Origin of the sequence: Alicyclobacillus macrosporangiidus CPP55 (assembly GCF_000702485.1) — a bacterium.
Lineage (GTDB): Bacteria > Bacillota > Bacilli > Alicyclobacillales > Alicyclobacillaceae > Alicyclobacillus_H > Alicyclobacillus_H macrosporangiidus_B.
The window spans coordinates 3,278,552-3,304,280 of record NZ_JNIL01000001.1 but is presented as its reverse complement, the minus strand read 5'-3'; the positions used below and the strand labels follow the sequence as shown (position 1 = coordinate 3,304,280).

29 protein-coding genes and 1 pseudogene are annotated in these 25,729 nt (G+C 56.6%); 17 read left to right on the top strand and 13 right to left on the bottom strand.

Annotated elements, in window-relative coordinates:
• Window positions 1-71 precede the first annotated feature (71 nt).
• Entirely contained in the window at window positions 72-1,196 is a 1,125-nt protein-coding gene (locus N687_RS22470) for an FUSC family protein (RefSeq protein WP_051663360.1), read from the top strand.
• Window positions 1,197-1,203: 7 nt separating this feature from the next.
• On the opposite strand, the gene N687_RS0116325 is transcribed toward N687_RS22470, so the two are convergent.
• Complete coding sequence (locus N687_RS0116325; RefSeq protein WP_051663359.1) at window positions 1,204-1,788, bottom strand: helix-turn-helix domain-containing protein; 585 nt, start codon at window positions 1,786-1,788, stop codon at window positions 1,204-1,206.
• Between the two features lie 87 nt (window positions 1,789-1,875).
• Between N687_RS0116325 and N687_RS0116320 the strand changes: the two genes are divergently transcribed.
• Together N687_RS0116320 and N687_RS0116315 are read left to right on the top strand one after the other, a co-directional pair.
• Complete coding sequence (locus tag N687_RS0116320) at window positions 1,876-2,193, top strand: AzlD domain-containing protein (protein ID WP_029422875.1); 318 nt, start codon at window positions 1,876-1,878, stop codon at window positions 2,191-2,193.
• A 32-nt stretch (window positions 2,194-2,225) separates the two neighbouring features.
• The gene (locus tag N687_RS0116315; RefSeq protein WP_051663358.1) at window positions 2,226-2,990 is read left to right on the top strand and encodes an AzlC family ABC transporter permease; all 765 of its coding nucleotides are present in this window, start codon (window positions 2,226-2,228) and stop codon (window positions 2,988-2,990) included.
• Here N687_RS0116315 and N687_RS0116310 read toward each other — a convergent pair.
• Window positions 2,953-3,285, bottom strand: a complete 333-nt coding sequence (locus tag N687_RS0116310) for a hypothetical protein (protein ID WP_029422873.1) — start codon at window positions 3,283-3,285, stop codon at window positions 2,953-2,955. The genes N687_RS0116315 and N687_RS0116310 overlap by 38 nt on opposite strands.
• A gap of 757 nt (window positions 3,286-4,042) precedes the next feature.
• On the opposite strand from N687_RS0116310, the gene N687_RS0116300 reads away from it, so the two are divergent.
• Together N687_RS0116300 and N687_RS0116295 are read left to right on the top strand one after the other, a co-directional pair.
• Complete coding sequence (locus tag N687_RS0116300) at window positions 4,043-5,488, top strand: 4-hydroxyphenylacetate 3-hydroxylase family protein (RefSeq protein ID WP_029422872.1); 1,446 nt, start codon at window positions 4,043-4,045, stop codon at window positions 5,486-5,488.
• Window positions 5,489-5,556: 68 nt separating this feature from the next.
• Window positions 5,557-6,135: an O-methyltransferase gene (locus tag N687_RS0116295; protein ID WP_035462431.1), complete on the top strand. Its 579-nt coding sequence runs from the start codon at window positions 5,557-5,559 to the stop codon at window positions 6,133-6,135.
• A 177-nt stretch (window positions 6,136-6,312) separates the two neighbouring features.
• Here N687_RS0116295 and N687_RS21405 read toward each other — a convergent pair whose 3' ends face one another.
• Window positions 6,313-6,702: an RDD family protein gene (locus N687_RS21405; protein ID WP_051663357.1), complete on the bottom strand. Its 390-nt coding sequence runs from the start codon at window positions 6,700-6,702 to the stop codon at window positions 6,313-6,315.
• Window positions 6,703-6,786: 84 nt separating this feature from the next.
• On the opposite strand from N687_RS21405, the gene N687_RS0116285 reads away from it, so the two are divergent.
• Window positions 6,787-8,154, top strand: a complete 1,368-nt coding sequence (locus N687_RS0116285) for a B12-binding domain-containing radical SAM protein (protein WP_051663356.1) — start codon at window positions 6,787-6,789, stop codon at window positions 8,152-8,154.
• Between the two features lie 177 nt (window positions 8,155-8,331).
• Here the strand turns inward: N687_RS0116285 and N687_RS0116280 are convergent, their stop codons facing one another.
• Window positions 8,332-10,317, bottom strand: coding sequence for an alpha/beta hydrolase family protein (locus N687_RS0116280; protein WP_029422868.1), 1,986 nt, complete (start codon window positions 10,315-10,317; stop codon window positions 8,332-8,334).
• Window positions 10,318-10,457: 140 nt separating this feature from the next.
• Between N687_RS0116280 and N687_RS0116275 the strand changes: the two genes are divergently transcribed.
• Together N687_RS0116275 and N687_RS0116270 are read left to right on the top strand one after the other, a co-directional pair.
• Complete coding sequence (locus N687_RS0116275) at window positions 10,458-11,132, top strand: response regulator transcription factor (protein ID WP_029422866.1); 675 nt, start codon at window positions 10,458-10,460, stop codon at window positions 11,130-11,132.
• Window positions 11,132-12,298 (top strand): sensor histidine kinase, encoded by a 1,167-nt coding sequence (locus tag N687_RS0116270; RefSeq protein WP_231493510.1) that lies wholly within the window; start codon window positions 11,132-11,134, stop codon window positions 12,296-12,298. The genes N687_RS0116275 and N687_RS0116270 overlap by 1 nt, the downstream gene beginning before the upstream one ends.
• Before the next feature lie 113 nt (window positions 12,299-12,411).
• Here the strand turns inward: N687_RS0116270 and N687_RS0116265 are convergent, their stop codons facing one another.
• The 5 genes from N687_RS0116265 to N687_RS23420 all read right to left on the bottom strand — a co-directional run bounded on the left by N687_RS0116265 (window position 12,412) and on the right by N687_RS23420 (window position 16,192).
• The gene (locus N687_RS0116265; protein ID WP_029422864.1) at window positions 12,412-13,227 is read right to left on the bottom strand and encodes an ABC transporter permease; all 816 of its coding nucleotides are present in this window, start codon (window positions 13,225-13,227) and stop codon (window positions 12,412-12,414) included.
• The gene (locus N687_RS0116260; RefSeq protein ID WP_231493509.1) at window positions 13,224-14,234 is read right to left on the bottom strand and encodes an ATP-binding cassette domain-containing protein; all 1,011 of its coding nucleotides are present in this window, start codon (window positions 14,232-14,234) and stop codon (window positions 13,224-13,226) included. The genes N687_RS0116265 and N687_RS0116260 overlap by 4 nt, the downstream gene beginning before the upstream one ends.
• An 82-nt stretch (window positions 14,235-14,316) precedes the next feature.
• Window positions 14,317-15,405 (bottom strand): DUF4097 family beta strand repeat-containing protein, encoded by a 1,089-nt coding sequence (locus N687_RS0116255; RefSeq protein ID WP_197029309.1) that lies wholly within the window; start codon window positions 15,403-15,405, stop codon window positions 14,317-14,319.
• 33 nt (window positions 15,406-15,438) lie between these two features.
• On the bottom strand, window positions 15,439-15,927 hold the full coding sequence (locus N687_RS0116250) for a hypothetical protein (RefSeq protein ID WP_029422861.1): 489 nt from the start codon (window positions 15,925-15,927) through the stop codon (window positions 15,439-15,441).
• Window positions 15,928-15,952: 25 nt separating this feature from the next.
• A complete protein-coding gene (locus N687_RS23420) occupies window positions 15,953-16,192 on the bottom strand; it encodes a GNAT family N-acetyltransferase (RefSeq protein WP_269320502.1) in 240 nt (79 codons plus the stop codon).
• On the opposite strand from N687_RS23420, the gene N687_RS25600 reads away from it, so the two are divergent.
• From N687_RS25600 to N687_RS0116225, 5 genes and pseudogenes are all read left to right on the top strand, one after another.
• A complete protein-coding gene (locus N687_RS25600) occupies window positions 16,186-16,662 on the top strand; it encodes an FAD:protein FMN transferase (RefSeq protein ID WP_197029308.1) in 477 nt (158 codons plus the stop codon). The two genes, N687_RS23420 and N687_RS25600, sit on opposite strands and share 7 nt — an antisense overlap.
• A gap of 124 nt (window positions 16,663-16,786) precedes the next feature.
• Window positions 16,787-17,155 (top strand): annotated as a pseudogene (locus N687_RS25595) (ferric reductase-like transmembrane domain-containing protein); the annotation flags it as partial.
• Window positions 17,156-17,323: 168 nt separating this feature from the next.
• Window positions 17,324-18,868 carry a multicopper oxidase family protein gene (locus N687_RS0116235; RefSeq protein WP_029422859.1) on the top strand — a complete coding sequence of 515 codons (1,545 nt, stop codon included), beginning with the start codon at window positions 17,324-17,326 and terminating at the stop codon, window positions 18,866-18,868.
• Between the two features lie 162 nt (window positions 18,869-19,030).
• On the top strand, window positions 19,031-19,477 hold the full coding sequence (locus N687_RS0116230; RefSeq protein ID WP_029422858.1) for an Rrf2 family transcriptional regulator: 447 nt from the start codon (window positions 19,031-19,033) through the stop codon (window positions 19,475-19,477).
• 117 nt (window positions 19,478-19,594) lie between these two features.
• The gene (locus N687_RS0116225) at window positions 19,595-19,951 is read left to right on the top strand and encodes a DoxX family protein (protein ID WP_029422857.1); all 357 of its coding nucleotides are present in this window, start codon (window positions 19,595-19,597) and stop codon (window positions 19,949-19,951) included.
• A 213-nt stretch (window positions 19,952-20,164) separates the two neighbouring features.
• Here N687_RS0116225 and N687_RS21400 read toward each other — a convergent pair whose 3' ends face one another.
• A complete protein-coding gene (locus N687_RS21400; RefSeq protein WP_156040191.1) occupies window positions 20,165-20,611 on the bottom strand; it encodes a hypothetical protein in 447 nt (148 codons plus the stop codon).
• Between the two features lie 61 nt (window positions 20,612-20,672).
• Here N687_RS21400 and N687_RS0116215 point away from each other — a divergent pair, with 61 nt between their 5' ends.
• The 4 genes from N687_RS0116215 (at window position 20,673) to N687_RS0116200 (ending at window position 23,599) form a co-directional block, all read left to right on the top strand.
• Window positions 20,673-21,245: a bifunctional transcriptional activator/DNA repair enzyme AdaA gene (locus N687_RS0116215; protein WP_029422856.1), complete on the top strand. Its 573-nt coding sequence runs from the start codon at window positions 20,673-20,675 to the stop codon at window positions 21,243-21,245.
• Entirely contained in the window at window positions 21,242-21,901 is a 660-nt protein-coding gene (locus N687_RS0116210; RefSeq protein ID WP_081841491.1) for a methylated-DNA--[protein]-cysteine S-methyltransferase, read from the top strand. The genes N687_RS0116215 and N687_RS0116210 overlap by 4 nt, the downstream gene beginning before the upstream one ends.
• A 65-nt stretch (window positions 21,902-21,966) precedes the next feature.
• A complete protein-coding gene (locus tag N687_RS0116205) occupies window positions 21,967-22,911 on the top strand; it encodes an ABC transporter ATP-binding protein (RefSeq protein ID WP_331280143.1) in 945 nt (314 codons plus the stop codon).
• Window positions 22,859-23,599 (top strand): ABC transporter permease, encoded by a 741-nt coding sequence (locus tag N687_RS0116200; protein ID WP_029422853.1) that lies wholly within the window; start codon window positions 22,859-22,861, stop codon window positions 23,597-23,599. Before N687_RS0116205 ends, N687_RS0116200 begins: the two co-directional genes overlap by 53 nt.
• A 113-nt stretch (window positions 23,600-23,712) precedes the next feature.
• On the opposite strand, the gene N687_RS0116195 is transcribed toward N687_RS0116200, so the two are convergent.
• The 3 genes from N687_RS0116195 to N687_RS22455 all read right to left on the bottom strand — a co-directional run bounded on the left by N687_RS0116195 (window position 23,713) and on the right by N687_RS22455 (window position 25,564).
• On the bottom strand, window positions 23,713-24,057 hold the full coding sequence (locus tag N687_RS0116195; protein ID WP_197029306.1) for a peptidoglycan-binding domain-containing protein: 345 nt from the start codon (window positions 24,055-24,057) through the stop codon (window positions 23,713-23,715).
• Window positions 24,058-24,617: 560 nt separating this feature from the next.
• Entirely contained in the window at window positions 24,618-25,241 is a 624-nt protein-coding gene (locus tag N687_RS22460; protein WP_081841490.1) for an enolase C-terminal domain-like protein, read from the bottom strand.
• A complete protein-coding gene (locus N687_RS22455) occupies window positions 25,217-25,564 on the bottom strand; it encodes a hypothetical protein (protein ID WP_051663350.1) in 348 nt (115 codons plus the stop codon). Before N687_RS22455 ends, N687_RS22460 begins: the two co-directional genes overlap by 25 nt.
• Window positions 25,565-25,729: the final 165 nt, after the last annotated feature.

Sequence of the window (25,729 nt, the reverse complement as noted above, 5' to 3'; positions counted from 1 at the left end):
CGGCATACAATCCGTTCAGAAGCACCTGGTTCATGTCATCTTTCAGGACACAAAACATTGGGGTGATGTCCATGTCCGCCTTCGGCTCCCGCATCCGTTCGGCCGACTTCGGCCGCTTGCGCTCGCTCCTCCCCGCCGTGGGGCCCCGCACCGTCAAGACCTGCCTGGCCATCGCCCTGTCCATCGCCACCGCACGCGCCCTGCATCTGATGTCCCCGCAGTTCGCCGGGGTCGTCGCCGTCCTCGCCGTCCAGCCGTCCGTCCACCGCTCCCTGCGCCAAGGCGTGCGCCAGTGGCTGAGCGCCGGCATTGGCGCAGCCGTGGCCATGGGCGCCATCCTCGCCCTGGGCCGGTCGGCGTGGTGGATCGGGCTCATCGTCCTCTTGGTCCTCGGATGGCACGTCCGGTGGCGGTGGACGCAGTCGCTGCTGATCGCCGTCGTGATCGTCATCAACACCATGGGTGCCGACGGGGTTTCCTCCGTGGCGAGCGGTCTGAACCAGCTCGCGCTGGTCACCATCGGCATGGGGTTCGGCACGCTGGTGAATGTACTCGTCCGCCCGTCCCACACCGGCGCGGTGCGCTACTTCATCCACGAGTGCGAGGCCGGACTGTCCTCCCTGTGGCAGATCCTTCGCCGGGACGTGGACCGGGGGATGATGACCGCCTATCCTGACTTTCGCGCCCGCATTGACGAGGTCCGGCAGCGCATCCAGGAGGGGTTCCGGTTCGCTGAGTACGTCGCCGAGGACCTGCGCCATTTCCGCCGGTTGGATGTCGATCCCGCCGCCGTTCATCCCACAGCCATCTTCGCAGCCCTCGAGTCGGCGCTGGAGCGCACACGCGACGTCCATCGGGCGCTTCAGCATCTCTCGGGGTACCGGATGCACCCCGACCTCTACCGGGCCCTGCGCCTCTGCCAGCGGGCATTGGCTCATGTCATCGCCGGGCGGCCATGTCACGCCCGCCTCGCGGATCAAGCGTTCCGGCGCGCGGAACTGTCGCTCATGCAGCTTCCCGCCACCCCGTCCCCGAGCGATCTGCGCCGGCACATGGCTCAGTACCAGGTGCTCCAGCACCTGCGCCAGTTTTACGCCGCGCTGGCCCCCTGCGCGCAGGCCCGCCAGGAGAACCGTCCCGCTCCCGCGGCGGAGCCGTTGGATTTCGCAGAGCGCATCCGGCGGCTGGTGTCTTGAAGCGGCCTTATGGCAACGGGCTGTCCGCCGCCCGCGCGTACGTCAGGAACACGGTGAACTCGCACACCCCGTCCCCGCCGTTTTCGTACACGTGGGCCAAGTCCGCCCGAAACACCGCGGCGTCCCCCTTTGTCAGGGTGTACCGGTGCTCACCGGCGACCAGCGTGAGCACGCCCTCGCGCACCCACAGCCCCTCCGATACCCCAGGCCCGTGCGCCTCCGCCGCGTGCACGCACCCGGAGGCCAGGCGAACGTCGTACACGTCGGCCGCGTGCGGATGGCGGATCGCCAACAGGCTCCGGACCACATATCCCCCGCCGTCGTCGGCCACCACCGGCTGCTCCTCCCGGCGAACGACCGTCACCTGCGGCGTTTCCAGCGGCTGCAAAAACGTCGAAAAGGGCACGCCGAGACCCGTCGCGATCTTCCACAGCGTCACCACCGTGGGATTGGACTCCCCCCGCTCGATCTGGCCGAGCATCGGTTTGCTCACGCCGGTGGCCTCCGCCAAGCGGTCGAGCGTCCATCCCCGCTCCTTTCGCAACCGCCGCAGGATGGCCCCGATCTGCGCCGTCAGTCGATCCGGTTCCACCCACATCCCTCCTGCAGGCATCATAACAGATTTTCTGTATGTTATGATATACTTCTCTTGACGCACGCGATCCCGGAGGGATCTTCGATGAGCCTCACCCTGCTGGAAGTCCTGTTGATTGGAGTAGGTACGTACTTGATCCGCGCGGGATCGCTGAGCTTGGGGAGCCGCGTATCCTGGCCCTCATGGGCACAGGCCTGGCTATCGTTCGTCACCCCGGCGGTGCTCGGCGCGCTGCTCGGCCCGCTTTTGGTGCTGCCGGGCGGCCAAGCGCTGCCTCCGCTGCACAATCCCACCCTCTTGGCCAGCCTGCCGACGGCCATCGCGGCGTGGAAGACGCGAAGCCTGTTGTGGACGGTCGCCGTCGGTGTCGTGTGTTTCGCGCTCATCCACCCGTTGACCTGATATGCTGCTCATCCCACCGGGAGGTGACGGTGATGCTTTCTTCCGCCGTTCGCCAGGGGCTTCAGGATGCGGCCCCTATCGCGTTGGCGTATTTCCCCATCGCCATGACCTTCGGCGTGATCGCCGTGCAGTGCGGGCTGCCCGTGTGGCTGGCGGTACTCATCTCCGTCGCCGTATACGCGGGCGGAGCCCAGTTCATGCTCGTCAGCCTGGTCTCGTCGGGCGCGCCCTTTGCCGCCACCGTGGCCACGGTGCTCTTGGTCAACCTTCGCCACGCCTTGTACGGGACGACGCTCGGCCCTGCGTTCACCCGTTGGCCGGAGAGGAAGAAGTGGCTCGCCGCCTTCGGGTTGACGGACGAGGTCTTCGCCGTCACCAGCGGCAGGCTCTTACAGCACCCGCCCGATCCAGCCGTTCAGATCGTCCTCTCATTCACCTGCTACGCCAGCTGGGTGGCGGGCACCTTTGCCGGCGCTGTCATCGGCCAGGCTGCACCTGCGGGCCTTTCAGCCGACCTGAACTTCGCCCTGCCCGCGCTGTTCCTGGCCCTGCTCCTCATGAGCATAACGTCACTTGCCCACCTGGCCGCCGCCCTCACGGGCGCCGCTGCGGCTCTCGTGTGCACGTGGCTGCAGGCTGGCGGAGCCGGCATCGTGATCGGTGCCATCCTCGGGGCGACCGTCGGCGCGGGCCTGTCCAAATGGACAAAAGGACCAGTCTCCCGACTGGTCCCGAATCGCCCTTCGTCCCGTTCGCCCGTCACCACAACAACAGACCCCACAGCGCGTAAATACTGAGGAAGGCGACCGCCCAGCGGGCCAAGGGCCCGCCCCAGCCCCAACCCCCATACGGGCCGTAGGCGCCCCCGACACCCGGGCCGTAGCCGCCCCACCAGGCGAGCGCGAGATCGAGCTTCTGTTCATCCGTGCCGACCGCCATGCTCGGTACATGTTTCGGGACGCACCGCGCCGGAGACACCACGATCAGCGCGTCTGGGGTCACCCGCTCCACGAGCCCCACGTGTTGCCCGTACCGAGTATGGAAACGCACCCACTGACCCACATACTGTTGACACTGCGCTCTCGAGACCATTCGTTTCACCTCCCGGGCCGGCGCCCCGGTCCGCCATCCTTCTCGCCGAACCGTCGTAAACAAGAAAAGGGGCGTGGCCGACGGTCCACTCACGTCCCCTCCCTGCGCACGGCATGTCGTACAGTATGCCGGAGACCGCCGGACGGGCAGGGTGTCCGGCCACGCGCTCGCCCAATCTTGTGCCACTTCCCAGACCGTACGTTGACGACACGACCCGGGCGGAACCAGCAACCAGCTCATCGAACCAGCACTACGATCTCTCATGAAATGATGGCGTTCATTCCGGCGATTCACAATGCGGTTTCCTTTTACGATCAAGGAAACCTAAACGAGGCGGCTGTTCAGATCGGTATTGCAGGCGGGGAGATGGGCTGCATCACCATTGAATGATTCGGAACTGGAATTTCCCAGCAAAATGCAGGCTTTGTGGCGGAGTATCTCAAGAACAATGCTCAATCTAAAAAGGTTGTGGACTACATCAAACGTGTTGATGCATTGCTCGCACCATCTCACGCCAAGCCCACAAGATAATGCAGTCAATGCCAAGCCCATGAACGAACATAGCGCCGCCCAGGCGTTTTGTCCTGAACCGGCGCTCGAAATCGGCCCGTTGAGCGGGCGATACGACGGACTCCTACAGGAAACTGTCCTCCGGCCTATTTATGGGAGGGACGTGTGCCTTGGGTGAATGACCGTAGGCCAGACAGGTCACGGTTGCATACGATAACTCATCAGTATTGGAGTGGTGGTGAAGAGAGTGCCGATCAAGAACGGCGAACAGTATAGACAATCCATTAACCGGTTAAAGCCGAATGTGGTTTTTCGCGGGAATCCAGTGACCGGGGACATATCGGAACATCCAGCCTTCCGGGGACTCATCGCTACCCAATCCATGCTGTACGACATGCAGGGGCAAGACGAATATATCGACCGAATGACCTACCCATCTCCATTGATGAAAGAGCCTGTTGGATTGTCATTTTTGCCCCCGAAGACAAGAAGCGACTTAAAGAGACGCAGGGTCATGATGTCTTTGTGGGCAGACCGCCACCATGGATACCTGGGCCGTTCACCGGACTATATGAACACAGCATTAATGGCATATTTTTCGGCAGCAGACTTGCTTGCCGAGTTAAACCCTGAGTACGCAGACAATCTGAAAAATTACTATGTATATTGCCGGGAACTTGACATCACGCTATCCCATGCATTTATTCAGCCGATAGCGAGCCGAATTTCCATGTTCAGGGACGAGTTTGAAGATTCAATTGCCGCCAAAGTACATGAGTACAATAAGAATGGGCTCGTAGTCAGTGGTGCATTTTTATTAGCCACTCAGGGTGTTACATCGGAAGAAATTCTTATTTTCCCAACTCCTACTCCGTCATTCGGTGAAGACAACCCATACACATTTGCATTTGCGATTCCGAGTAACTCTCCCGGCCTTACGTTTCTTTGTCGGGAAAGTTACGTCCAGGGAGACTCTATCTATGACTACCCTTTGAGTTCCCGATTTGAAGAGATGGATACCCTGGTTTTATGTGATCACGTACAAGTTCCGAGAGATCGGGTTTTCCTGTATGGAGACGCAGGTCTTGCACATGCTTTCATTGCAGAAAGCCAATTTCACGCCCATGTTAGCCATCAAATCCTCTGCCGATATATTGCAAAAACAAAATTCTTTCTTGGGCTTGTTGAATATTTGGTCAAGAGCTACGCTCTGGACTCCCCGGCCGTACGAGAACAGGTTTGTGAAATCATAACGGTCTTAGAAATCCTGGAATCCATGATGACCCAAGCTGAAAACAAGGCTGCAAAAAATCGATGGGGGATCATGGTTCCGAACAAAAATACGATGTTAGTCGCTAATTATTACTTTCCAAAGGTTTATTATCGAATGGTGGAAATTGTACAAACGCTCGCAAGCAGCGGGTTAATCATGATTCCGTCGGAGAAGGATTTTCAAGGAAGTCTGGCTTCTTGTCTTGAAAAATATTTCAAGTTGTATGACATGGACCCACAAGACGTCGTCGCTTTACATCGCCTTGCGTGGGAGTTAAGTGCGAGTTCGTTTGCAGGGCGACAAATACAATACGAACGGTTTTTCTTTGGGGGTCCGAACACAGTGACGGAACGGTTGTACAGCGGGTATTCAAGCAGAGAGAAACATCTTGAAAGGATCGCTCACTTCTTGAATCTATAGCGCTTGATGGACATGTGACGGTACCCTGATTCGTGAATGAACTGCAGTTGAGGATTGGAGGAGCAGCAATGAAGGATTCCAAGATTCTCAAGGTGTTAGATGAACTCGAAAGATTGGAGGAAACCTCTGAACTTCCAGAGGGACTATGGCATATATCGCGGGAAACTGGCCTGTTCTTTAATGCCCTCCTGCGACATAGTAAAGCCAAACGTATCTTGGAGATTGGGACCTCAAGTGGATATTCAGGGCTATTTCTGGCGGACGCAGCCCGTGCAAACGGAGGAAAGCTCATCACTTGCGAGTATAGCGACTTTAAAATCAAATTAGCGAAACAAACCTTCGAGAAAGCCGGACTTTCGGAGTATGTGGAGCTTATCGAGGGGGATGCGCTACAAACCATTGAGTCGCTGGAAGGTTCCTTTGATTGCGTATTCCTCGACGCAACCAAAGACGAATATCCGTTTTATCTCAGCATGGTGTGGGACAAATTGAGTGTCGGAGGGATTATCCTCGCGGATAACATGATATCGCATCAAGACTGGATAGTAATAGAAGCATATAAAGGATTGGCTCGTCTTATGGATGAGGCCGTTTCGGTCACCGTTCCAATTGGAAACGGGATCGAATTCACCTGTAAAATCAAATAACTTATGACTCGCAAACCTTCATTCAGGCAGCTCAACCTAGGGGATTGGACCAGGACCTGTCTAAAACCCGCGCGAATGACCGTGGACAATCCCCACTGCCTGCTGTCAACCTATTCACCGCAGGAGCAAATGATGTTGCCGCCCCCCGACGGTGGCCCCTCCATCACCGGTCGCAGGCTAAACCCGGATCACCCTCGTCTTCGCGACGTGATCGTTCCAGCCACGCTTCTCCTTATCCCATGCAATCCAGAAGTATCCGATGCCCACCAGAGCCATGCCGACCATCCACACCCAGTACCGAACGACCGCATCCCAGTAGGAGAGCGGGCTCCCGTCCATCCGCACTACCTTGGCCCGCATGATCCGCTTCCCCACCGTTTGACCTCCAAACCGCCAGCACAGGGTGTAGTAGTTATAATCAACCAGCTCGTAAAACAGAATCCGAGTCCACCAGGAGTGAAACATGTCGAAGCGATTCAGGCATGCGAGCGCCAAGGCCGTCACTCCGACGAGGAGAATCTCGTCAATCGTCAATGCCAGCACACGCTGCCAAAAACCCACCTTCATGATTGACCTCCGAATGCTCCGCGAGTTCCGTAATTTGCTTAATTTATAGTATCATGGATAAAAGAAGGAACGAAGGGGTTTGAAATGCTGAAACGAAGGACATCCAACAAGCGACGTGTGTTACTCATTACCGCCGAATCCGCAGAGTCCAGATTTGTCCGTCACCGCAGATTGATCCGCTTCCCGCAATTGACCATGCCTCTCATCGCAGCGTACACGCCGGAACACTGGGACGTGATTCACGTAGACGAGATCGTCCAGAAGATTGACTTTAACATCGATGTCGATCTCGTCGGCATCACCGCCAACACGCCCGCTGCACCGCATGCCTACTCCATTTCAGACCGATTCCGATCCCGCGGCATCCCCACGGTCATTGGCGGACCTCACGCAACGCTCATGCCGGAGGAAGTCAAGGAACACGCGGATGCGGTTGTCATCGGTGAAGGGGAAACGGTTTGGCCGGCCATTATACAGGACGTGGAACAAGGCACTCTGAAGCCGTTTTACAAATGCAGCCAATTGCCCGACTTGAAAAACATGCCCCACCCGCGTTGGGATTTGATCAAAGGGCGCGTCTACGGTAAGGGCATCACCATCGCAACGCGCGGATGCCCATTCGCCTGTGACTACTGCAGCATTCCCGCAATGTACCAACGCAGAATGCGCTACCGCCCTATCGAAGAAATCGTCGAAGAAGTGAAAGTGATGCCGGGCAAAGCCCTCATCTTTTGGGATGACAACATCGGAGCCAATCGGGAGTATGCCAAATCTCTGTTCCGGGCCATCGCTCCGTTCAAACGCTGGTGGACGAGCCAGGCGACCCATGATGTGGCCTTTGATGACGAGTTTATGGAACTGGCCGCAAAGAGTGGATGCAAGGCCCTCTTCCTCGGGCTGGAGACCATTTCGCAGGAGAGTCTGAACGGATCGAACAAACGTCACAACAAGGTGGAAGAATACAAGGAAGTCCTGCGCAGATTCCACTATTATGGGATTGCTGTGCAGGCGGGGACCGTGTTTGGCTTCGACGGCGACGACAAGAGCATCTTTCGCCGAACCGTGGAGTTTTACAAAGAGATTGGCTTGGACTCCGCAACCATCAGCGTGTTGGTCCCGTTCCCGAATACGCCCTTGTTCCGGCGTCTGGACGCTGAAGGCAGAATTCTCACCCGGGATTGGTCCAAGTACGATGGGAAGAAGCACGTCGTCTTCCAGCCCGCGCAAATGTCCCCGGAAGAATTGTTGATGGGGACGGAGTGGGCGGCACGGCAGTTTTACTCCGCCTCTTCCATTTTCGAACGAATGTGGAAGTCTCGAACCGGGCTGTGGTGGAACATCATTCGCAACGTCGGGTACAACCTTGCCCTGCGCAACTTCGGGAATATCGGTTACAACCCGGAAGACACTCCAGCTCCACCTGCGGGATCGCAAGTTGCCGGGACTTCGTAAAACAACTTTGGCCGCATCACGTCCAGACGTACCCGCGTTGCCGAATGCTGGCCCGCACCCAGGACAGGCTGCCATCCCGGCACGCTCGTCGCCAGACGTCGCAGGAGCAGGCCGTCCGGTCGCGTGCCTTCGAATCCCCTTCCAGGGTGCTGGGCCAGCCGCGGTAAACCGTATCTCTTATTTCAAGTACCGGTCAAACCAGTCGATGATAGTGCGCAAGCGATGCACCCGGTGCCACGGTTTCCCGGTCCGACTCATCCCGTGCGATTCATCCGGGTAGAGGACCATTTCCACCGTACGCCCCAGGTACTTCAGCGCGCTGTACAACTGCTCAGCCTGCTCGATGGGCAGGCGGAAGTCCTTCTCCTGGTGCTCGATGAGCAGCGGCGTATGGATGTTCGAGGCGTATCGAAGCGGCGACTGCTGCCAGTACGGTTCCGGTTCTTCCCACCACGGTTTGGTCCCGTATTGCGGGACGCGGAGCCAGCCCATGTCGCTGGAGCCCATCGCACTGAACCGGTTGACCACCGACCTCATCGTCACGGCCGCCCGGAACCGCTGGGTGTGCGAGACAATCCAGTTGACCATGAAGCCACCGTAACTCCCGCCGGCCACGCCCAGATTGTCCCCGTCCAGGTCAGACCAGGCCGCGAGAGCCGCGTCCAGCCCGGCCAGGACATCGCGGTAGTCCTTGTCGCCCCATTGTCCCATGATCACGTCGCAGAAACGCTTGCCATACCCCGTCGATCCCCGCGGATTCGTGTACACCACCGCATACCCGGCCTGAACCAGACACTGAAACTCGTGAAAATACCGGTAGCCGTACATGGCCATCGGCCCGCCGTGGATCTCGAGAATGACGGGATGCTTGCCCGCCCCTTTCGGACGGATGCACCAGGTGTGCACGCGGGTGCCGTCCGATTCGGTGGCCCACAGTTCCTCCGGCGCCACCGGACCGTTGGCTTCGGCATCGTCCGCCCAGGGAGTCGGCGCCCAGATGGCCGGCTGCTCCGCTTCCCCGAAGCGGGCCAGGACAATTCCGGACGGGTGAGTGGGATCGGAGATGGCCAGCGCAACCTCGTCCCCTTTGACCGCAAAATCATAGACGACGCGCGTCTCGTCCCAGAGCCGGGTAACTTGATCACCTATGCCAAACGACGTGAGGGTCACGCGACCTTCGTCCGACAGGAGCATGAGGACCTGATCCCCGTGCCACACTGGCTTTGCCGTGGAGAGCGCCGGCACGTCCGTCGAACTCTCGTCCCCGATATGCCTGTCCAAATGACTCGACAAGTCGGTGAGCACGCCGTTCGCGAAATCCCAGCGGTACAATGTCGTCAAACCGTAGCCCATATCCTCCGGCTTCTCCGCATAGAACGCGAGATGCTTGCCATCGGGAGAAACTTGCAGACCGCCGATGGACCAATCCGGAAGCGGCACTCGAGTCCATTCGCGCGTCTTCCACGAAAGCTGCTCGACGTGGGTGATGCCGGGATGGGGGCCTTCGGGATCGTAATCGCGGTGAAGGCAGAACAGATTTTCGCCATCCGGTGAAAAGACCGGGCCGCCGAAATGATCTTTGCCGCTGGTCAGCAACTCCGCCTCACCCTCGAGCGGCACCCAGACCAACTGGTCCCGGCCGTTGTCAAAGAAACCCTCACCATCCAGTTTGTAATACTGGTGCTTGATGCGTTTGACATCGCGGTTATAATACTGTTCGAGTTCGACGTCGGACGCGTCCGGGCCTGGCTCGCAAAGTTTTGACTCTTTCTCGATTTTCCCTTCCTCGATGTGTGCGACCACGACCAGCCCGTGACTGTCCGGAGACCAAATGAAGTCCTTCACACCGCCCTTGATGGATGTGAGCTGCGTTGGCTCTCCACCCCGAAGCGGGAGGCACCAGACTTGAGCACTGCCGGATCTGCGGGACAAAAAAGCGAGCCATTGGCCGTCCGGTGAGGGCAGCGGCCGGAGATCTGAGGGTCCGTTCGTCAGCGCGATCGGTTCCGGAGTACTTGACGACGTATCCAGCATCATGATCCGTTGGTGCATCTTGTTCGTCCGTTTGTCCGGGCGAGATTCACTGAAGTAAAGCCTCGGGCGCACAGGATCAAACGCAAGCTGGCCCCACGTGGCAATTTGAAAGAGATCCTCTATTCTCATCTGGCACTCTCCTCTCTCGATCCCGATCTTACCGCAGGTCCCCGCCCACGGAAACCCGGCATCCAGGCATCCGGTCGAACCCGATTGCCGCCCGGTGGATGGCTTGGTACGATGGACCTGTAGGGGGGCGAAGGGCAACCTTGACGACAGTGTTGGTTGTGGATGACGATGAGCACATTCGCGAATTGATTGCGCTGTACCTCAAGCAGGCCGGATTTTCGGTGATGGAGGCTGCAGACGGTCTGCAGGCGCTCGACATCTTGGACCGTGAAAGAGTGGACATGGTCATATTGGACATCATGATGCCCAAGATCGATGGCTGGGCGTTGTGCCGACGGATCCGGGAAGAGTCCGCGCTGCCGGTCCTGATGCTGACGGCGCTGGGCGAAACTCCCCAAAAGGTCAAGGGTTTGCAATTGGGAGCGGACGATTATCTGGTGAAACCGTTCCACCCCGCGGAGCTGGTCGCGCGGGTGAAAGCGTTGCTGCGGAGGTACCGGATCAGCACCGAGCAGGTGATTCGGATCGGCGAGTTGTTCATGGACAGAAAGACGTTTGAAGTCAGGTTCGGCGGGCAAAGTCTCTCCTTGCCGCGAAAGGAGTTCGAGCTGTTGTTCAAACTCGCCAGCTATCCCGGGCAAACGTTGTCGCGCGATCAATTGATTGAAGACATCTGGGGTTCCGACTTCGACGGTGACGAACGGACTGTGGATGTGCACATCAAACGGCTGCGGGATCGATTCCCCGAAGACAATGGTTCCTTTACGATTCGTACCGTCCGTGGCCTCGGATATCGCCTGGAGGTATGCTCATAGTGCGTATCCGCGACGGTCAAAGGCAACAAAACACACGGGTGGATCCTGGACACCCCACGTCCGCCACACCGTCCCCGCAAAGTTCGGATTCAAAAAAATCCATTGTCCTGCGCGTGTTGTTGTCCGCCTTGGTCTTCATGGCCGTCCTCGCCGTCTTTTTCCTCGCCTACTTCACAGCGGCCGGCGTTTACGGATGGCTTGGCATGCAGCCAAAAGCGTACGTCGTGTACATGACATCGGTCATCGCAGCTTGGTTGCTGCTGCTGACAACAGGCGTTGTGATAGGGAAAATCACCGCTCCGAAGCAACACGCGTTTTGGCACTCCCTGTTGGACGCCATGCGCCAGATGGCGAAGGGGAATTTTAACATCCACATCGACGTCAACCAGGTACACGAACCGGGCGGCGGGAATCACCCGTTTCGGCAACTGGTACACACCATCAACAACATGGCGAAGGAACTGGCTCAATTGGAAGCGATGCGTCAGGAGTTCATCTCCAACGTATCCCATGAGATCCAGTCACCGCTGACGTCGATTTCCGGATTTATCGACGTCTTGAAAAACGAGAACTTGTCCCCGGAGCAGCGGCAGCATTATCTGAGCATCATCGAGGCCGAGAGCAAGCGGTTGTCGAGGCTCGGCGACAATCTGCTGAAGCTGACTTCCCTCGAATCGGGATATCATCCGTTTTCTCCCGAACCCTTCAGGCTGGATCGGCAAATCCGGGATGTGGTGTTGTCCCTCGAACCCATGTGGACGCAAAAGTCCCTGGAAATTGACCTCTCCTTGCCTCACATCGAAATTGAGGCGGACAAAGACCTGGTCAACCACATCTGGATCAACCTGCTCTCCAACGCCATCAAATTCACGCCGCCACAGGGAAGCATTTTCATCTCGGCGCAAACGATGGATGACAGGTGGGCAGAAGTTTGCGTGCGAGATACCGGGATCGGCATGAAAAATGAGGAACTCGTTCGCATCTTTGAGCGGTTTTACAAAGCCGACAAAGCCCGCAGCGGCGGTGGAAGCGGCTTGGGTCTCTCCATCGTGAAGAAAATCGTCGACATGCACCACGGGGAGATCGACGTCGAGAGCCAGGTCGGCGTGGGTACGACGTTTGCCGTTCGTTTGCCCATTCGTCCTTCAGAATCCGACCCCTCATAGTTCTTCGACGCACAGCGCAGAGGGACCGCCAACCTCCACAGAGGTCTGCGGTCCCTCGCTCTGCCCGACGAATCCTGTGCATGGTGCTGCCGGTGTTTGCCGTCGCGTACGGCTTACGTCCGCCGCATGTAGGCGCGTACCGTGAGCGGTGCGAAGATCACCACAATGACGGCGGCTCCGACGAGCGAAATGGCGAGATCGCTGCCGACCGTCCCCGCATTCGCAAGATCGCGAACCGCCGTGATCAGATGCGAGAGGGGATTGATCTTCACGAACCATTGAAGCCAGTGCGGCATGGTATTCACGGGCACCAATGCGTTCGACAGGAACGTCAGAGGAAACAGGATGAGCATCGAAATCCCCTGTACGCTGGACGCGGTCCGCGCAATCACGCCGAAGAAGGCAAAGATCCAGCTGACCGCCCATGAGCACGCCATCACCAGAATCCCTGCGATGACCGTGTTCAGGAGACCGCCTCCAGGCCGATAGCCGATGATGTATCCCATGACCAAGGTGAGCACCGTCGCGATGGTGTACCGGACGGTGTCGGCCAACAGGGCGCCCGCCAAGGGCGCGATGCGGGCGATGGGCAGGGACTTGAATCGATCGAACACGCCTTTGTCCATGTCCTCCCGCAGTTGGACACCCGTGACAATCGAGGTCGTGATGACGGTCTGCACCAGGATGCCGGGAATGATGATCGGCAGATAGTTGTGCACATTCCCGGATACCGCCCCGCCAAAGATGTACGTGAACATCAGCGTGAAGACGATGGGTTGGAACGTCACGTCGAACAGTTGTTCAGGCGTCCTCCGGATCTTCAACAGCCCGCGATAGGCCATCGTGAACGATTGGCTCAACGTCTGCCGGAAGCTCGTACGATTCCTGAGCGGACGCTGGATACCCGATGTCATGGGAATACTGCTCATCTCTGCATCGCCTCCGCTTCGTTCAATTCTTCGACGGACTGTGACTGATCCTCTACGCCGTGCCCAGTGATGGTAAGAAAGACCTCGTCGAGCGTCGGTTTCTGCACGCTCATCTCTGCCAGTTTGATGCCTGCCTCCCGCAGTCTGACCAGTAAGTCGGTGACCCTGTCTGCATCCATCATGGGTGCCGTGATCTTCCCGGACACCGAGGACACAACCGACTGGACGCCGAGAACCCTGTTCACGATCCGGCGAGCTTCCTCCGTATCCTTGGGGTCATGAACCCGGAATTGCAGCGACGAAGTCCCAACCGAGGCTTTCAACTCATCCACCGTGCCCTCGGCGACCACCTTGCCACGGTCGATGACCGCAACCCGATCCGCAAGCTGATCCGCCTCGTCGAGGTACTGGGTTGTCAGCACGACGGTCGATCCGCTCTTTACCAAACGCCGAATCGTTTCCCACATGTGCGTTCGCGTGCGTGGGTCGAGCCCGGTCGTCGGCTCGTCCAGGAAGATAAGCGGCGGCTGAGCAATCAGGCTAGCAGCCAGATCCAGACGGCGGCGCATGCCTCCGGAGAATTGCTTCAAGGGACGTTTCGCAGCCTCTGTTAAGCCGAATTCCTCCAGCAGCTCTGCAGCCTTCCGCCGTGCCTCGGCTCTCCCTAACCCGAGCAACCGGGAAAAGATCACAAGATTCTCTGTCGCAGTGAGCGTCTCGTCCACCGATGCGTACTGCCCCGTCACGCCAATCAGCTGGCGCACAATCTGCGCTTCCTTCACCACATCGTACCCGAATATGCGCGCCGAACCTGCGTCTGGCCGCAACAGGGTCGCCAACATTCGGACGGTGGTGGTCTTCCCGGCCCCATTTGGCCCCAGCACGCCGTAAATGGTTCCAGCACGGACCTTCAGGTCGACCCCATCGACCGCTCGGTTGCTGCCAAAGCTCTTGACAAGGCCATGCGCCTCCACGGCCCACTCCGTTTTCGCCTTCACACTGTCCACTCGGATTCCTCCATTACCCTGAATCTGAGGGAAAAGTACCTCACACGTGTGAACTCAATATGAACAGGGCCACGTCCTAGCTTCAATCTCCCTGGTTGACTTGTATCGATCCGTTCGACGTCCGCAACTCCATCGTGTGCACGCCCTGGCCCAACGTCGCGGTTCCATGGTCGTGGTCGTCCCCGGAATACTGCCAAGGGACGTTTCCGCTCACCCGGCCGTTTGAGGTGTCCCCCGTGATCCGGACGTTGTTCCCTTGCTTCGGCAATTGCACGCGAATACTGCCGTTGGAAGTGATGAGCGTCCAGTCTCCCAAAACCGCGGATTCCACTTCCACTTCTCCATTGGTCGTACGGCCTGCCACCTTGGACGCCACGTCCTGGATCTGGATGTTCCCGTTCGAGGTGTGCAGGTCCACAGCGCCCTGTATGCTTCTGGCATGCACCCCGCCGTTGGACGTGGAACCGATGACACTGCCGTGAATGCCGTCAAACGTGATCGCTCCGTTTGAGGTATCTGCCTGACTGTCCGCATTCATGTGCGTGACCACTACCTCTCCGTTCGTCGTCTGCACGGTGGAGAGAAGCCGGTTGGGCACCTGGACTTCCAAGTGCGGATGCTTCGCGTTCCACAGGAACCACCCGAAGTCTGGAGAAGCCGTCTGCCGCTTCTGGATGAGCACGAGCGTGTCTCCGTTTACGGCCGCCTTCCACTGAGCGTTCAACTCGTTCTTGGCAGTCTCCTCCGAAGAAGCGAACACCCGCAGTTCCCCGGTGTAGGTCGCTTCGTTTGACGCCGTTCCCTGAACTGTGACATTTCCATCCACGAGCCGAATCTCCACTTTCCGGACGTCAGCGCCCACCTGGAGATGCCCGCTCACGCCCACCAAATAGGACGGCGACATGCTAAGCCGAGGAATTGCGCTTCCGGCGAAGCTGATCAGACAGACGACCACAATGACAAAAATGCTGAATCCGCTGAACCGTAGCTGCGCATCCGGCCGCAGAGTGCGCGTGAGAATCGCCTCCATGCCAAACACAACGAGCAGGATGGGCCACAGATACTTCAGCGTGCTCAAGGGGATGGACCCGTTCATCGAAAGCAGAAGGATGAGTCCAAGGGCAACGAAACCAAGCCCCGTCGTCCAAATGCCAATTTTGATCTGTTTCAAGTGATCGACCCCAATCTGTCTCAAATCAAACATTCATTCATTCTTGTCTGAATGCCGGTTGAGGATGAGCCATAGGCCAAACCCAATCATCGCCAGCGCAACAATGACCGTGCCCAGGTGGAGACGGCGAACGAAGGACCAGAAGTCCGGAAACAACACCCCGACGATGGCGAAGATCCCGAGGGCAATGAAGACGCCCCCCACCCATTCCGGGTGTTTTGAAAGAACGTCCTCTTCCATGGGAGGCTGCGCACCCACTGAGTCACCCGATACGCCACTGGCGTTGTCCCGGTTCTGCAGGTTCACGTACGTGGCTTTCTGCAGCGCATCAAACATTCCATAAATCCAAATGATTGCAAGCGCGAACGAAAAGACGAGGGGCATCAAGGACATGAGCACAATGCATCCGAAAAAGGCGGCCATCAACTGCAGACCGCGGGTCTGATAACCGAGGTACAGATGGCCTGTTCCAGGAACAATAAACGATAGGATGAACGTCGCAAACTTGCTCTTTTTCTCCAATTTTGCAGCCTCCCGTCCTCTGGATCTAACGGAGTGCCGACGGCAGGAGGTCCCGTACGAACCGCACCCGGCTGTGGCCCCGGCCATCATCATTCGTCTTGACTTGGACGCCGTCGACCTCGGCATCACCTGGTTCGATCTGAAACCCCATGCGTAAATGAAAATGGATGGATCCCTTGTTCACTGGAGACGTCACACAACGAACCGCTGTGCACCCTTTGCCTTTCACTGTATCGAAGAACCTCTCGTACAGTTGTCTTGCCAATCCGCTCTGCAAAAGGGGGGATTGTTCAACAGGCGGCTGATATTCTCAGGCACCAAGGAATCTCTCAATTTTTATTCAACGCCGGCGGCGACATGGTCTGTTGCGGGACGCATGGTGACCGTCCGTGGTGCGTGGGAATTGCCGACCCGTTCAATCCGGCCGGAGCGCATGTGCTCACACTGGATGTGTCCGACATGACAGTGGCTACCAGTGGTACGTATCGGCGAAAGTGGACGTTCAACGGGCAGACCGTGCACCATATCGTTGACTCGTACCTCGGCCTTCCGGTTCAGTCTGATGTGGTCTCGTGTACAGTCGTCCATCAAGACCTTGTTCAAGCTGAAGTAATGGCAAAAGTCGGTCTGCTCTTGGGCCGTGAGCGTGGCTCGGCCTGGCTCAAGGATCACACAGTGGCCGGCTGGGTCCTCGTGTTGAATACGGGTGAGGTGATCCATTCGTGGAACTCTTGAATGAACGCCAACGGTTCCGTTTGGTGTTGCCTGTACACTGACCTTCTTCATCGTTGTCGGTTCATATGCGGCCATCCACGTGGTGAGCCCAGGCCAGGCCACCGCGAACAAGTTCTACTGGTACATGGCCAGATCTGCAGGATTTACGTCCTATTGTTTGCTGTCTCTGGCGGTCTTGCTCGGCGCTTCGACGACAAGTGCTCTCCGGGACAAATGGAAACTTCGCAAACTGATGACGCAGATGCATCAATACGCTGCGTTGCTGGTCCTTGCGTTTCTCTTTTTCCATCTGTGGGCCCTTTACCAGGACACCTCCGTCCCGTTTGGCGTACTCAGTCTGTTGATAGCCTTTGCAGCGAAGTATCGCCCCTTCTACACGGGATTGGGAGTCTTGACACTGTATGGCTGGATTCTGCTCGTTATCACGTCATACCTCAGAGAAAAAATGTCTGCCAAGGTATGGCGAACAATACATTACGCGTCATTTCCCATGTTCATCTTGGTGACACTGCACGGACTTTTTACAATAAGTTCTGTTGACCTGTCATCCACGCCTCCGCGTTATGGGCAAATGACTGCACCCTGCCGCAAAGTGAGATACATCTTGAACTTCTCCCCCGCATTACTTAATGATGACCATGATTTGCGGGGGGAACCACTTATGCGGCTGACCAAGTTTGTCGAACCACTGCCGATTCCCGGCATTCTACAGCCCCTTTATCGGGATGAACGCGGTACTTACTATGAAGTGAAAATGGTGCAGTTTACCCAATCACTCCATCCTGAACTTCCGGCTACCACCCTTTGGGGCTACGAGGGGGTCGTGCCTGGGCCAACCATAGAAGTCCGTAGAAATGAACTGGTAAGAATCAAGTGGATAAACAATCTTCCATACAAACACCTTTTACCGGTGGATACCACGATACATGGAGCTGAAGCGGACAAACCTCAAGTGCGCACCGTTGTTCATGTTCATGGCGGCAAGATGAAATCGAAGTACGATGGACATCCTGAGGCGTGGTTCACGAACGGATATCTGCGCAGGGGACCCCAGTGGAGACAGATGATTTACAAGTACTCCAATCCGCAAAGAGCAGCAACTCTGTGGTACCACGACCATGCCGTTGGAATCACTCGTTTGAACGTATATGCCGGTTTAGCCGGCTTTTACATCATTCGGGATGATCATGAAGATGCCTTGAATTTGCCGCGTGGGTCATACGAAATTCCTCTTGCCATTCAGGACAAATCATTGAATCCCGATGGATCGCTGTCATATCCACGGCAACCAAGTGACGCCATACCCGGGGTCACGCCAAATCCGTCTGTAATTCCGGAGTTTTTTGGCGATACCATCCTGGTCAACGGAAAGGTCTGGCCGTATCTCGAGGTCGAACCGAGAAAATACCGTTTTCGCATTCTAAACGCTTCGAATGCGCGGTTCTACTCACTGAGCCTCGACTCCGGGCAACCTTTTTACCAGATTGGGGTCGAAGGTGGTCTGCTCGAGCGCCCCGTCAAAGTTCATCAAATTCTGCTTGCCCCTGCGGAACGAGCAGACGTCATTGTGGATTTTAAAGGCATGGAGGGTAGAAACATCTTGTTGAGAAACCATGCTCCCACACCGTTTCCGAGTGGCAAGCCAGCGGATCCGGATACGACGGGTCAAGTTATGCAGTTTCGGGTGACCGTTCCGCTTAGTGATCAAGATGTGAGCTCGATACCCAGGAATCTGGGAAGAATTGAACCACTTACCGAAGAGGCAGCTAGACGGACGAGATATTTAACTCTCGTAGAATCGAAGGATGAGTATGGGCGGAAGCTGTTACTGCTGGATGGTAAACGCTGGAGTGACCCGGTTACAGAAACAATTCGTGCAGGGAGTACCGAAATGTGGTGTCTTGTTAATTTAACCGCGGACACGCATCCCATCCATATTCATCTTGTTCACTTCCAAATTGTCAACCGCCAACGATTCAACGTCAAAAAGTACTTGTCGACAGGGGACATTGTGTTGACGGGTCCCCCAATGCAACCAGACGAAAATGAGCGGGGTTGGAAGGATACGGTGCGTGCCCATCCAGGGCAAGTCACGCGAATTATTGCTCGCTTTGAACCTTATACGGGAGAATTCCCCTGGCACTGTCACATTCTTGAGCATGAAGACAACGACATGATGCGCCCGTTCACCGTGATTCCCAAATAATGAAGACCTGGGTTTGTGTGGCCAGGATTCATGGGTACCGCATTTTTCCGTCATGATGCTCCTCACAAATCCAATGCATAAACGGGTATAATTCGCACAAAGGAACAATTATCGCGCCAATATCGTGCCAACTTGAGATACAACAAGGTCTGGTGATGATTGATGGATTTTGTTAAAGAGGGGAATTCGGTGAGCCCCAGGTGGTTTGGATTAGCGTTACAGGCATTGGTCATCTTGATGGATTCAGATCATGTGTGTTCCAGTACGTCTATCGCGGACAATACCAACGCCGGCGTTACATTCATGCGCCGCGTCATGGCACCGCTCGTAAAGGCGAATATCGTCAAAGCGCGTGAAGGACGTGACGGTGGATACCTTCTTGCGAAACCCGCCAATCTCATCAAACTTTCAGAGGTTTATCGCGCTCTCCAAGTGTCCAATCCCTTGTCCGCCGCGCTGGACGAGTCGCTCGATGAGAACTTTCCTCACCGACAGGATCTGTGCCCCGTGTTTGCTCAGATAGCCGAGAGAGCCGAAGAACAGATACTCAAATTGCTCGACGAATATACGGTTGCCGATCTGGCAAATGCTCAAAGCCGCCAACCCTAATTTGGGATACTGAGCTTGACGAAAACACAGTTTCCCCCTATACTGTGCTTAAGCATTGCTCAGTTTCTGCAACTATAACTGTGCTCTATTAATACACAGTATTGGGAGGTAAGAACTGTGCATATCGCCGCGATTGTACTACAGGTCATTTTGGCACTCATGTTTCTCATGGCAACCTTTTCCAAATTCCGGGACAAGAGACAGGTCGAAGCCTTTGAGCACTACGGCTACCCACAATGGTTCCGAATCGTCACCGGCATTGTGGAGTTGATTGGTGCCATCGGCATGGTCGTCGGTATTTGGTACCCTGCAGTGGCACCGTTGGCAGGTTTGTGGCTGGGTATTACAATGCTCGTCGCTGCCATCACGCACATTCGGGTGAAAGACCCCGCGAAAAGCCTGCTGTTTCCGGTCATCTTGCTCGTGCTAAACGTGCTGGTCGTTCTGTTGCAATGGAACGCACTTGTAGGGTAAAGTACGCACCATACTACAGAGCAGCCACCCGCGGGCCGTCCCTGGGTGGCTACGTTTTTCTTAAAGAGAGGGCCGATGAGAGACAACAGCGCAATCAGTAACACCTCGAACTGGAGCATCAGCTGAAGAGCCTGAGCGTCTATCCGCGCAAACTGGCCTCGAACTGCCCTCCCATCTCGCGCGATCTCGCTGCCGCCCGCAAGACGCCGCCTTTCACAGCGAGCGGCAGCCCCAATTGGTGCATCGCAGTGATTCCCGCATGATTGGCCGCAGACCATCATTTTGTTTGACCAGGGCCGCCCCCTGTTCTGTGGTGGACAGCCTCGCGTAGAAATCCGTCAAGTCGATCTCGGTGGAAAACATCCGGCAAACCGTTTCCCGTACAGCTGTCCGCTCCTCATCAGATAAGCCATCGGGACAGGTCAGACGCAACGTGGGATGGTCGACGGTGCCCATGCTGACAATTGTGACCGGGATGACTCTGGTGGGGAGTCTCAAGGCGGTGGTGTAGGAGAGCGCCTCCGGATCGATCACGTTGACCTTCAATGGACGTGACAACGGGCGTTGCAGCATTTTGGCAAAGTCGAATGGTGCTTTCGGAGTCAAGGTTTCCATCATGGTCGCGCCGGGCTCACACGCCTTTCGCTTTCTTGCGGTCATATTCCCAAATGCTGACTCAGCGGCCGAAATTGCGGTACAGTGAAATCAGGAGGCGTGATCTATGGACGAAGCACAGTGGAAAGCGATTGTGAACTGCGACGCAACGTTCGATGGCCGATTCTTCTACGGCGTAACCACCACCGGGATCTTCTGTCGCCCGTCTTGTCGATCCCGCACGCCCCTGCCGGAGCATGTCCGCATTTTCAAGCATGCCGGCGAAGCGCGAGCCGCAGGATTCCGGCCCTGTAAACGTTGCCGCCCCGACACGCCCCTGCGGCCGGAAGAAGAAGTGGTGCAAGGGGTGAAAGCCATTGTGAATCGCCGCTTCGATGAGCCCTTGACGCTGGAAGCTCTGGCGCAAGAACTGAGCATGAGCCCTTATCACCTGCACCGGATGTTCAAACGATCGACCGGCGTAACGCCAGCGGACTACCTGATCGCCAAACGGATCGAAGCGGCGAAAGAGGCTCTGCGCACCGAGCCGCTCCAACCCATCACGGAGATCGCCCTGGCGGTGGGATTTCGGAGTGCATCGCACTTTTCCACCGTGTTTCGCAGGATGACCGGATGCAGCCCGAAAGACTACCGAGCCCAGTATATCACGGCCGGTACCTCGCAGGAGGCCGCAAGATGAAATCCGTGTCCACCCCCGTGTATTGGGACACCCTCCGGCATCAGGACTCGACCTTTCACTTGGCAGCCACGGACGACGGGCTGTGCTGTGTCACCCTCCCCAACGAGACCCTGGACACCTTGTCGGATTGGCTGGACAAGCACGTTCCCGGTGCCGTGCGGACGCACCACCGGGATCAAATGGCCCCATACGTGGAGCAGATGAAGGCATACCTGGACGGACGCACCCAGGCATTTTCCGTGCCTTTGGACTTCCGAGGCACCCCATTTCAGATCCGCGTCTGGCGGGGTTTGCTCGAGATCCCGTTCGGATCGATCCGCAGCTACACCGACCTTGCCGCGTCCATCGGACACCCCGCCGCTGTCAGGGCCGTGGCCGCCGCGTGCGGAGCCAATCCCATGCCCATCGTCGTCCCCTGCCATCGTGTTATCGGCAAGGACGGAAGGCTCACCGGCTATCGTGGCGGCTTGGAGATGAAAGCGAAGCTGCTTCGAATGGAGGGGATTGCACCCGGTCTAACGATCACCGTCGATGAAAATCCATACACAGTGAATCGTGGAGATGCCATTCGATTCCGTGCAGACGTGCCGCATGTTTATCACAACGCTGGGAATGCCTTGGTTCGGTTGAACATGGTGATTTACTATCCCAAATGATCCGCCGTTGTATAAAATAGAGCAAAGTTAGACGAAGGGGGATTGTTGTGCCACAGTCAATACGGGTGGAGGACCTGCACAAACGCTACAAAAATCATCATGCGGTTCGTGGGGTCAGCTTCCACGTTGAACAGGGAGAGATTTTTGGGATTGTGGGTCCGAATGGAGCCGGCAAGACGACGACCATCGAAATCATGGAGGGCCTTCGAAAGCGTGACTCCGGCTTCGTTCAAGTACTCGGGCTTGATCCGGACAAAGAACCGCTGGAACTGCGCCAACGGATTGGAGTCCAATTCCAGTCCACTTCAATTCAGGAGCGAATGAAGGTCAAAGAGGCGATTTCCCTGTTTGCTTCTTTCTATCGCAAGCGCGGGAATGTGGACAAAATTGTGCACGATTTGGGGCTCGACGGAATGCTCGACAAGCAGTTCAAGGATCTGTCCGGCGGTTGGAAGCAGCGCTTAACCTTGGCATTGGCGGTCATTCACGATCCCGAGATCGTCTTCCTGGACGAACCAAGTACCGGTTTGGATCCGCAGGCGCGACGCGAACTCTGGGAACTCATCTTGCAATTGCGCGAAGATGGAAAGACCATCGTCTTGACCACGCATTATATGGAAGAGGCGGAACGGCTCTGCGATAGAGTGGCCATGTTCAATCAGGGGAAAGTGGTGGCGCTCGATTCCCCGAAGCGTCTGGTGACAAAGCTAGCTGCGACGAATTATCTCTCGTTTGAATCGGAGACGGCTGACGTGGCATTGATCCGGACGCTGCCTGGTGTGGAACGGGCGGAACGGCAGAACGGAACCGTTCGCGTGTACAGTGCGTCTCTTCAGGAAGCGTCCTTCCATCTGTTTCAATTGGCGTACGAAAACAAATGGAAAATTGAAGCGTTTCGGTGGGAGGTCGGCAGTCTGGACGACCTATTTGTCTACATGGTCGAAAAGGAGTGGTCACATGGCAGCGCTGGCACGCCTGGCGTCGATGGAAATCAAGCTGTTCTTTCGTGAAAAACAAGCGGTCTTTTGGACATTTCTGTTTCCGGTGCTGATGATCTGGCTGTTCGGGGTCATGTTTGGGAAAGAGAAGATCGCGGGGATGAGCTACAGCGATGCCTATGTGCCGTCATGGATCGCGGTAAATCTGCTGACCACTTCTCTGTTTACAATTGGAACAACACTCAGTTCCTACCGCCAAACGGGGATACTGAGGCGATTTCAAGCGACGCCTTTGCGATCCTGGGTGATCCTAGCCTCGCATATGGCATACGGCCTGTTGGTCTTTTGCGTCAGCGCGCTGGTCATCGTTGTGTTTGGCGCCGCGGCGTTTCAGCTCGATATGCCGAAGTATCTCGGGAGCACGGTCATCGCAGCAGTTCTCTCCGTATTGGCCTTGTTTCCCTTTGGATTGTTTATCGCATCTCTCGCAAAGAACGTCCGGGCTGCGGCTGCCATCAGCTCTCTGCTGCTCAACCTGATGTTGTTTCTGTCCGGCGCGACGTTTCCGCTCGAAATGATGCCGAGTTTCCTTCAATACGTCGCGAAAGGGTTGCCACTCTATTACGTGATCGATCTGCTCCGGCACACGTGGAATTTCTCTTCAATTTGGGACAACGGACTCGATGTTGCAGTATTGGTTGGTATGTTTGTGGTATTCACTGTACTGGCGGCGCGTTTTTTCCGTTGGAGTGCGGACTGACCCGACAACGGGCAGTCTTTCCCTCCCGCGCCGTTACGGTCAAGCCTGGCTGCTCGCGGGCCTTCGGGAGAAACTATTCCCGCGGGCAAGGTTCATCTCGTGGAGCACATGAGTCACATGCTTTGACTGAACAAGCCAGAAAGAATGCCGCCATCCGCAGTCAGCCCATGGGCCTTTTGGAATGCGCGGACAGCGCCCAAGGTCTTGGTTCCAAAAATCCCATCCACGGCGCCAACCGTATAGCCCAGGTGGTTGAGTTGATACTGAACCTCCTCAACAAAAGGCCCTTGGCTTCCATATCGAACCAACAACCCAGGGTAACTCACCCATTTCAGGGCACTATATGAAATCCAGCCGTTGTCAGCTGCATCAAAGTACCAAACATTGGTGCCCCCAACCATCTGTCCTTCCGTTACCTTGGTGAACCGTATCGTCTGGTTGCCCGGCAGGATTTTCACTGTGAGATACGGAGTTGCTGGGCCTGTTCGGACCCGGGCTCCGACGGAGACGGTTACACCAGCATAGTTCCCGTTGTAAGTCGAGTTGCTCGCAGCTGGCTGCGCAGCAACTTTTGGGTCGTTACAGCCTGTTCGTGTGCTTGGGAGGATTCCGCGGCAACAACCGTAATCGGCAAACCGGCAAGTGTGCAGGCAGCGGCCAACGACAGCAACCTCTTCCTCATGGATGACTCCTCCTTGGTTTGGCTTGGATAACGCGAGCCGGTGGGATTGCCATTCACCTCAGCGAATGCATTCATCCGACATCAATCGATGAGACGGGAAAGACAAGGTAATGGTTTCGAAACAAGGCTTAAATTGGACGCCACTTGACACTCACCCTCCGGTTTGCTGATCGTGTGCATAAGAAAACCCCACCGCAAACGTGCGACAGGGACCGTTCATATATGATCATGTCCTATTGCGCACTAGCGGCAGTGCCTCCGACCATGGCAAACGCAGCCATCGCGTCTCGTCCTTGTCGTCCATGTCCATGTTCGGCAGTGGCTCGACACAGCTGCTTATAAGGCATGCCACAAGCGCTCTGCATGGTCCGGAGGTGTACTGCCAAGCTCATACTGCTTTAGGACATCGCGGTCCAATACAATTCCATGTCCTGGGTCTTTCGGAGGCTCAAACGTACCGTTCTTCACGCCAACGTCTTTCGCGAGAATCCCCAGGTCACGGAACGAGCCACCTTCCACATCCTCTAGAATGAGAGCGTTCGGAATACAGCACATAAGTTGGCCGCTGATTTCAAGCATAAAGTGCGGGGCCATAGGAACATCCCATGTTTGCGCAAGCGTGGCGATCTCCAGATACGGCGTGATCACTCCCACGCGAATGACGTCCGCTTGAACAAAGTCACATGCACCCAGTGCAAGGTACTCATTGCATTGGTACTTTGTGTAGACGTTCTCTCCAATGGCTATAGGTGCGTTGACCAATTTGCGCAGCCGGGCATGTCCCTGGATGTCATCCGCCAGCAGAGGCTCTTCAATCCAGAACAGGTTGAACGGTCGGTACGACTCGATCGCTCTGACGGCAGAAGGGATATCCCAGCCCTGGTTCGCGTCCACCATGATAGGCCGTTTCGGCCCTACCAGTTTGCGGACCAGATTCAACCGTTCCAAATCCTCGTCCATTTGCCAACCTTGATCTTGACTGCCTGGTACCCGCCGTCCATCCAGCGGCGAACCTGTTCCTCTAACTCACTCAGGTTTAAATTGAGATTTACACCGCTCCCGTATGCTGGAATCGAGCTCCTGTACTGTCCAAGGACCTGCACAAGCGGCCGGGCTTGTTCCTTGGCAACCAAGTCCCACAGAGCGATGTCGATGGCGGCTAAAGCCATAGTCGAAATTCCGCCACCACCGGCGTCATGGGCTTGCTTCCACATGTGTTGCCAGACGACCCGAGGGGCGACCTCCTCACCAATTAATGTTGGCTGTATGTTTTGAATTCTCAAGGCCATCTCTCCTCTCAACCGGAATGCTCAACCGGAATGCTATGCCCCGAGATATGCCTTTTCCACCGCAGGGTCTTTCAATCACTCTTCCCCAGTACCGCTCCGCATGACTGCACCAACTCGCGGCACCAAACCTCTATCGGCTATGCATAGAGCCAATCGCGT

Bases quoted from the DNA above. Each gene is read 5' to 3' on its own strand.
- N687_RS22470 (WP_051663360.1), top strand. From the start codon at position 72: ATGTCCGCCTTCGGCTCCCGCATCCGTTCGGCCGACTTCGGCCGCTTG.
- N687_RS0116320 (WP_029422875.1), top strand. From the start codon at position 1,876: ATGAGCCTCACCCTGCTGGAAGTCCTGTTGATTGGAGTAGGTACGTAC.
- N687_RS0116315 (WP_051663358.1), top strand. From the start codon at position 2,226: ATGCTTTCTTCCGCCGTTCGCCAGGGGCTTCAGGATGCGGCCCCTATC.
- N687_RS0116310 (WP_029422873.1), bottom strand. From the start codon at position 3,285: ATGGTCTCGAGAGCGCAGTGTCAACAGTATGTGGGTCAGTGGGTGCGT.
- N687_RS0116295 (WP_035462431.1), top strand. From the start codon at position 5,557: ATGAAGGATTCCAAGATTCTCAAGGTGTTAGATGAACTCGAAAGATTG.
- N687_RS21405 (WP_051663357.1), bottom strand. From the start codon at position 6,702: ATGAAGGTGGGTTTTTGGCAGCGTGTGCTGGCATTGACGATTGACGAG.
- N687_RS0116285 (WP_051663356.1), top strand. From the start codon at position 6,787: ATGCTGAAACGAAGGACATCCAACAAGCGACGTGTGTTACTCATTACC.
- N687_RS0116280 (WP_029422868.1), bottom strand. From the start codon at position 10,317: ATGAGAATAGAGGATCTCTTTCAAATTGCCACGTGGGGCCAGCTTGCG.
- N687_RS0116265 (WP_029422864.1), bottom strand. From the start codon at position 13,227: ATGAGCAGTATTCCCATGACATCGGGTATCCAGCGTCCGCTCAGGAAT.
- N687_RS0116235 (WP_029422859.1), top strand. From the start codon at position 17,324: ATGCGGCTGACCAAGTTTGTCGAACCACTGCCGATTCCCGGCATTCTA.
- N687_RS0116230 (WP_029422858.1), top strand. From the start codon at position 19,031: ATGGATTTTGTTAAAGAGGGGAATTCGGTGAGCCCCAGGTGGTTTGGA.
- N687_RS21400 (WP_156040191.1), bottom strand. From the start codon at position 20,611: ATGACCGCAAGAAAGCGAAAGGCGTGTGAGCCCGGCGCGACCATGATG.
- N687_RS0116215 (WP_029422856.1), top strand. From the start codon at position 20,673: ATGGACGAAGCACAGTGGAAAGCGATTGTGAACTGCGACGCAACGTTC.
- N687_RS0116210 (WP_081841491.1), top strand. From the start codon at position 21,242: ATGAAATCCGTGTCCACCCCCGTGTATTGGGACACCCTCCGGCATCAG.
- N687_RS0116200 (WP_029422853.1), top strand. From the start codon at position 22,859: ATGGCAGCGCTGGCACGCCTGGCGTCGATGGAAATCAAGCTGTTCTTT.
- N687_RS22460 (WP_081841490.1), bottom strand. From the start codon at position 25,241: ATGGACGAGGATTTGGAACGGTTGAATCTGGTCCGCAAACTGGTAGGG.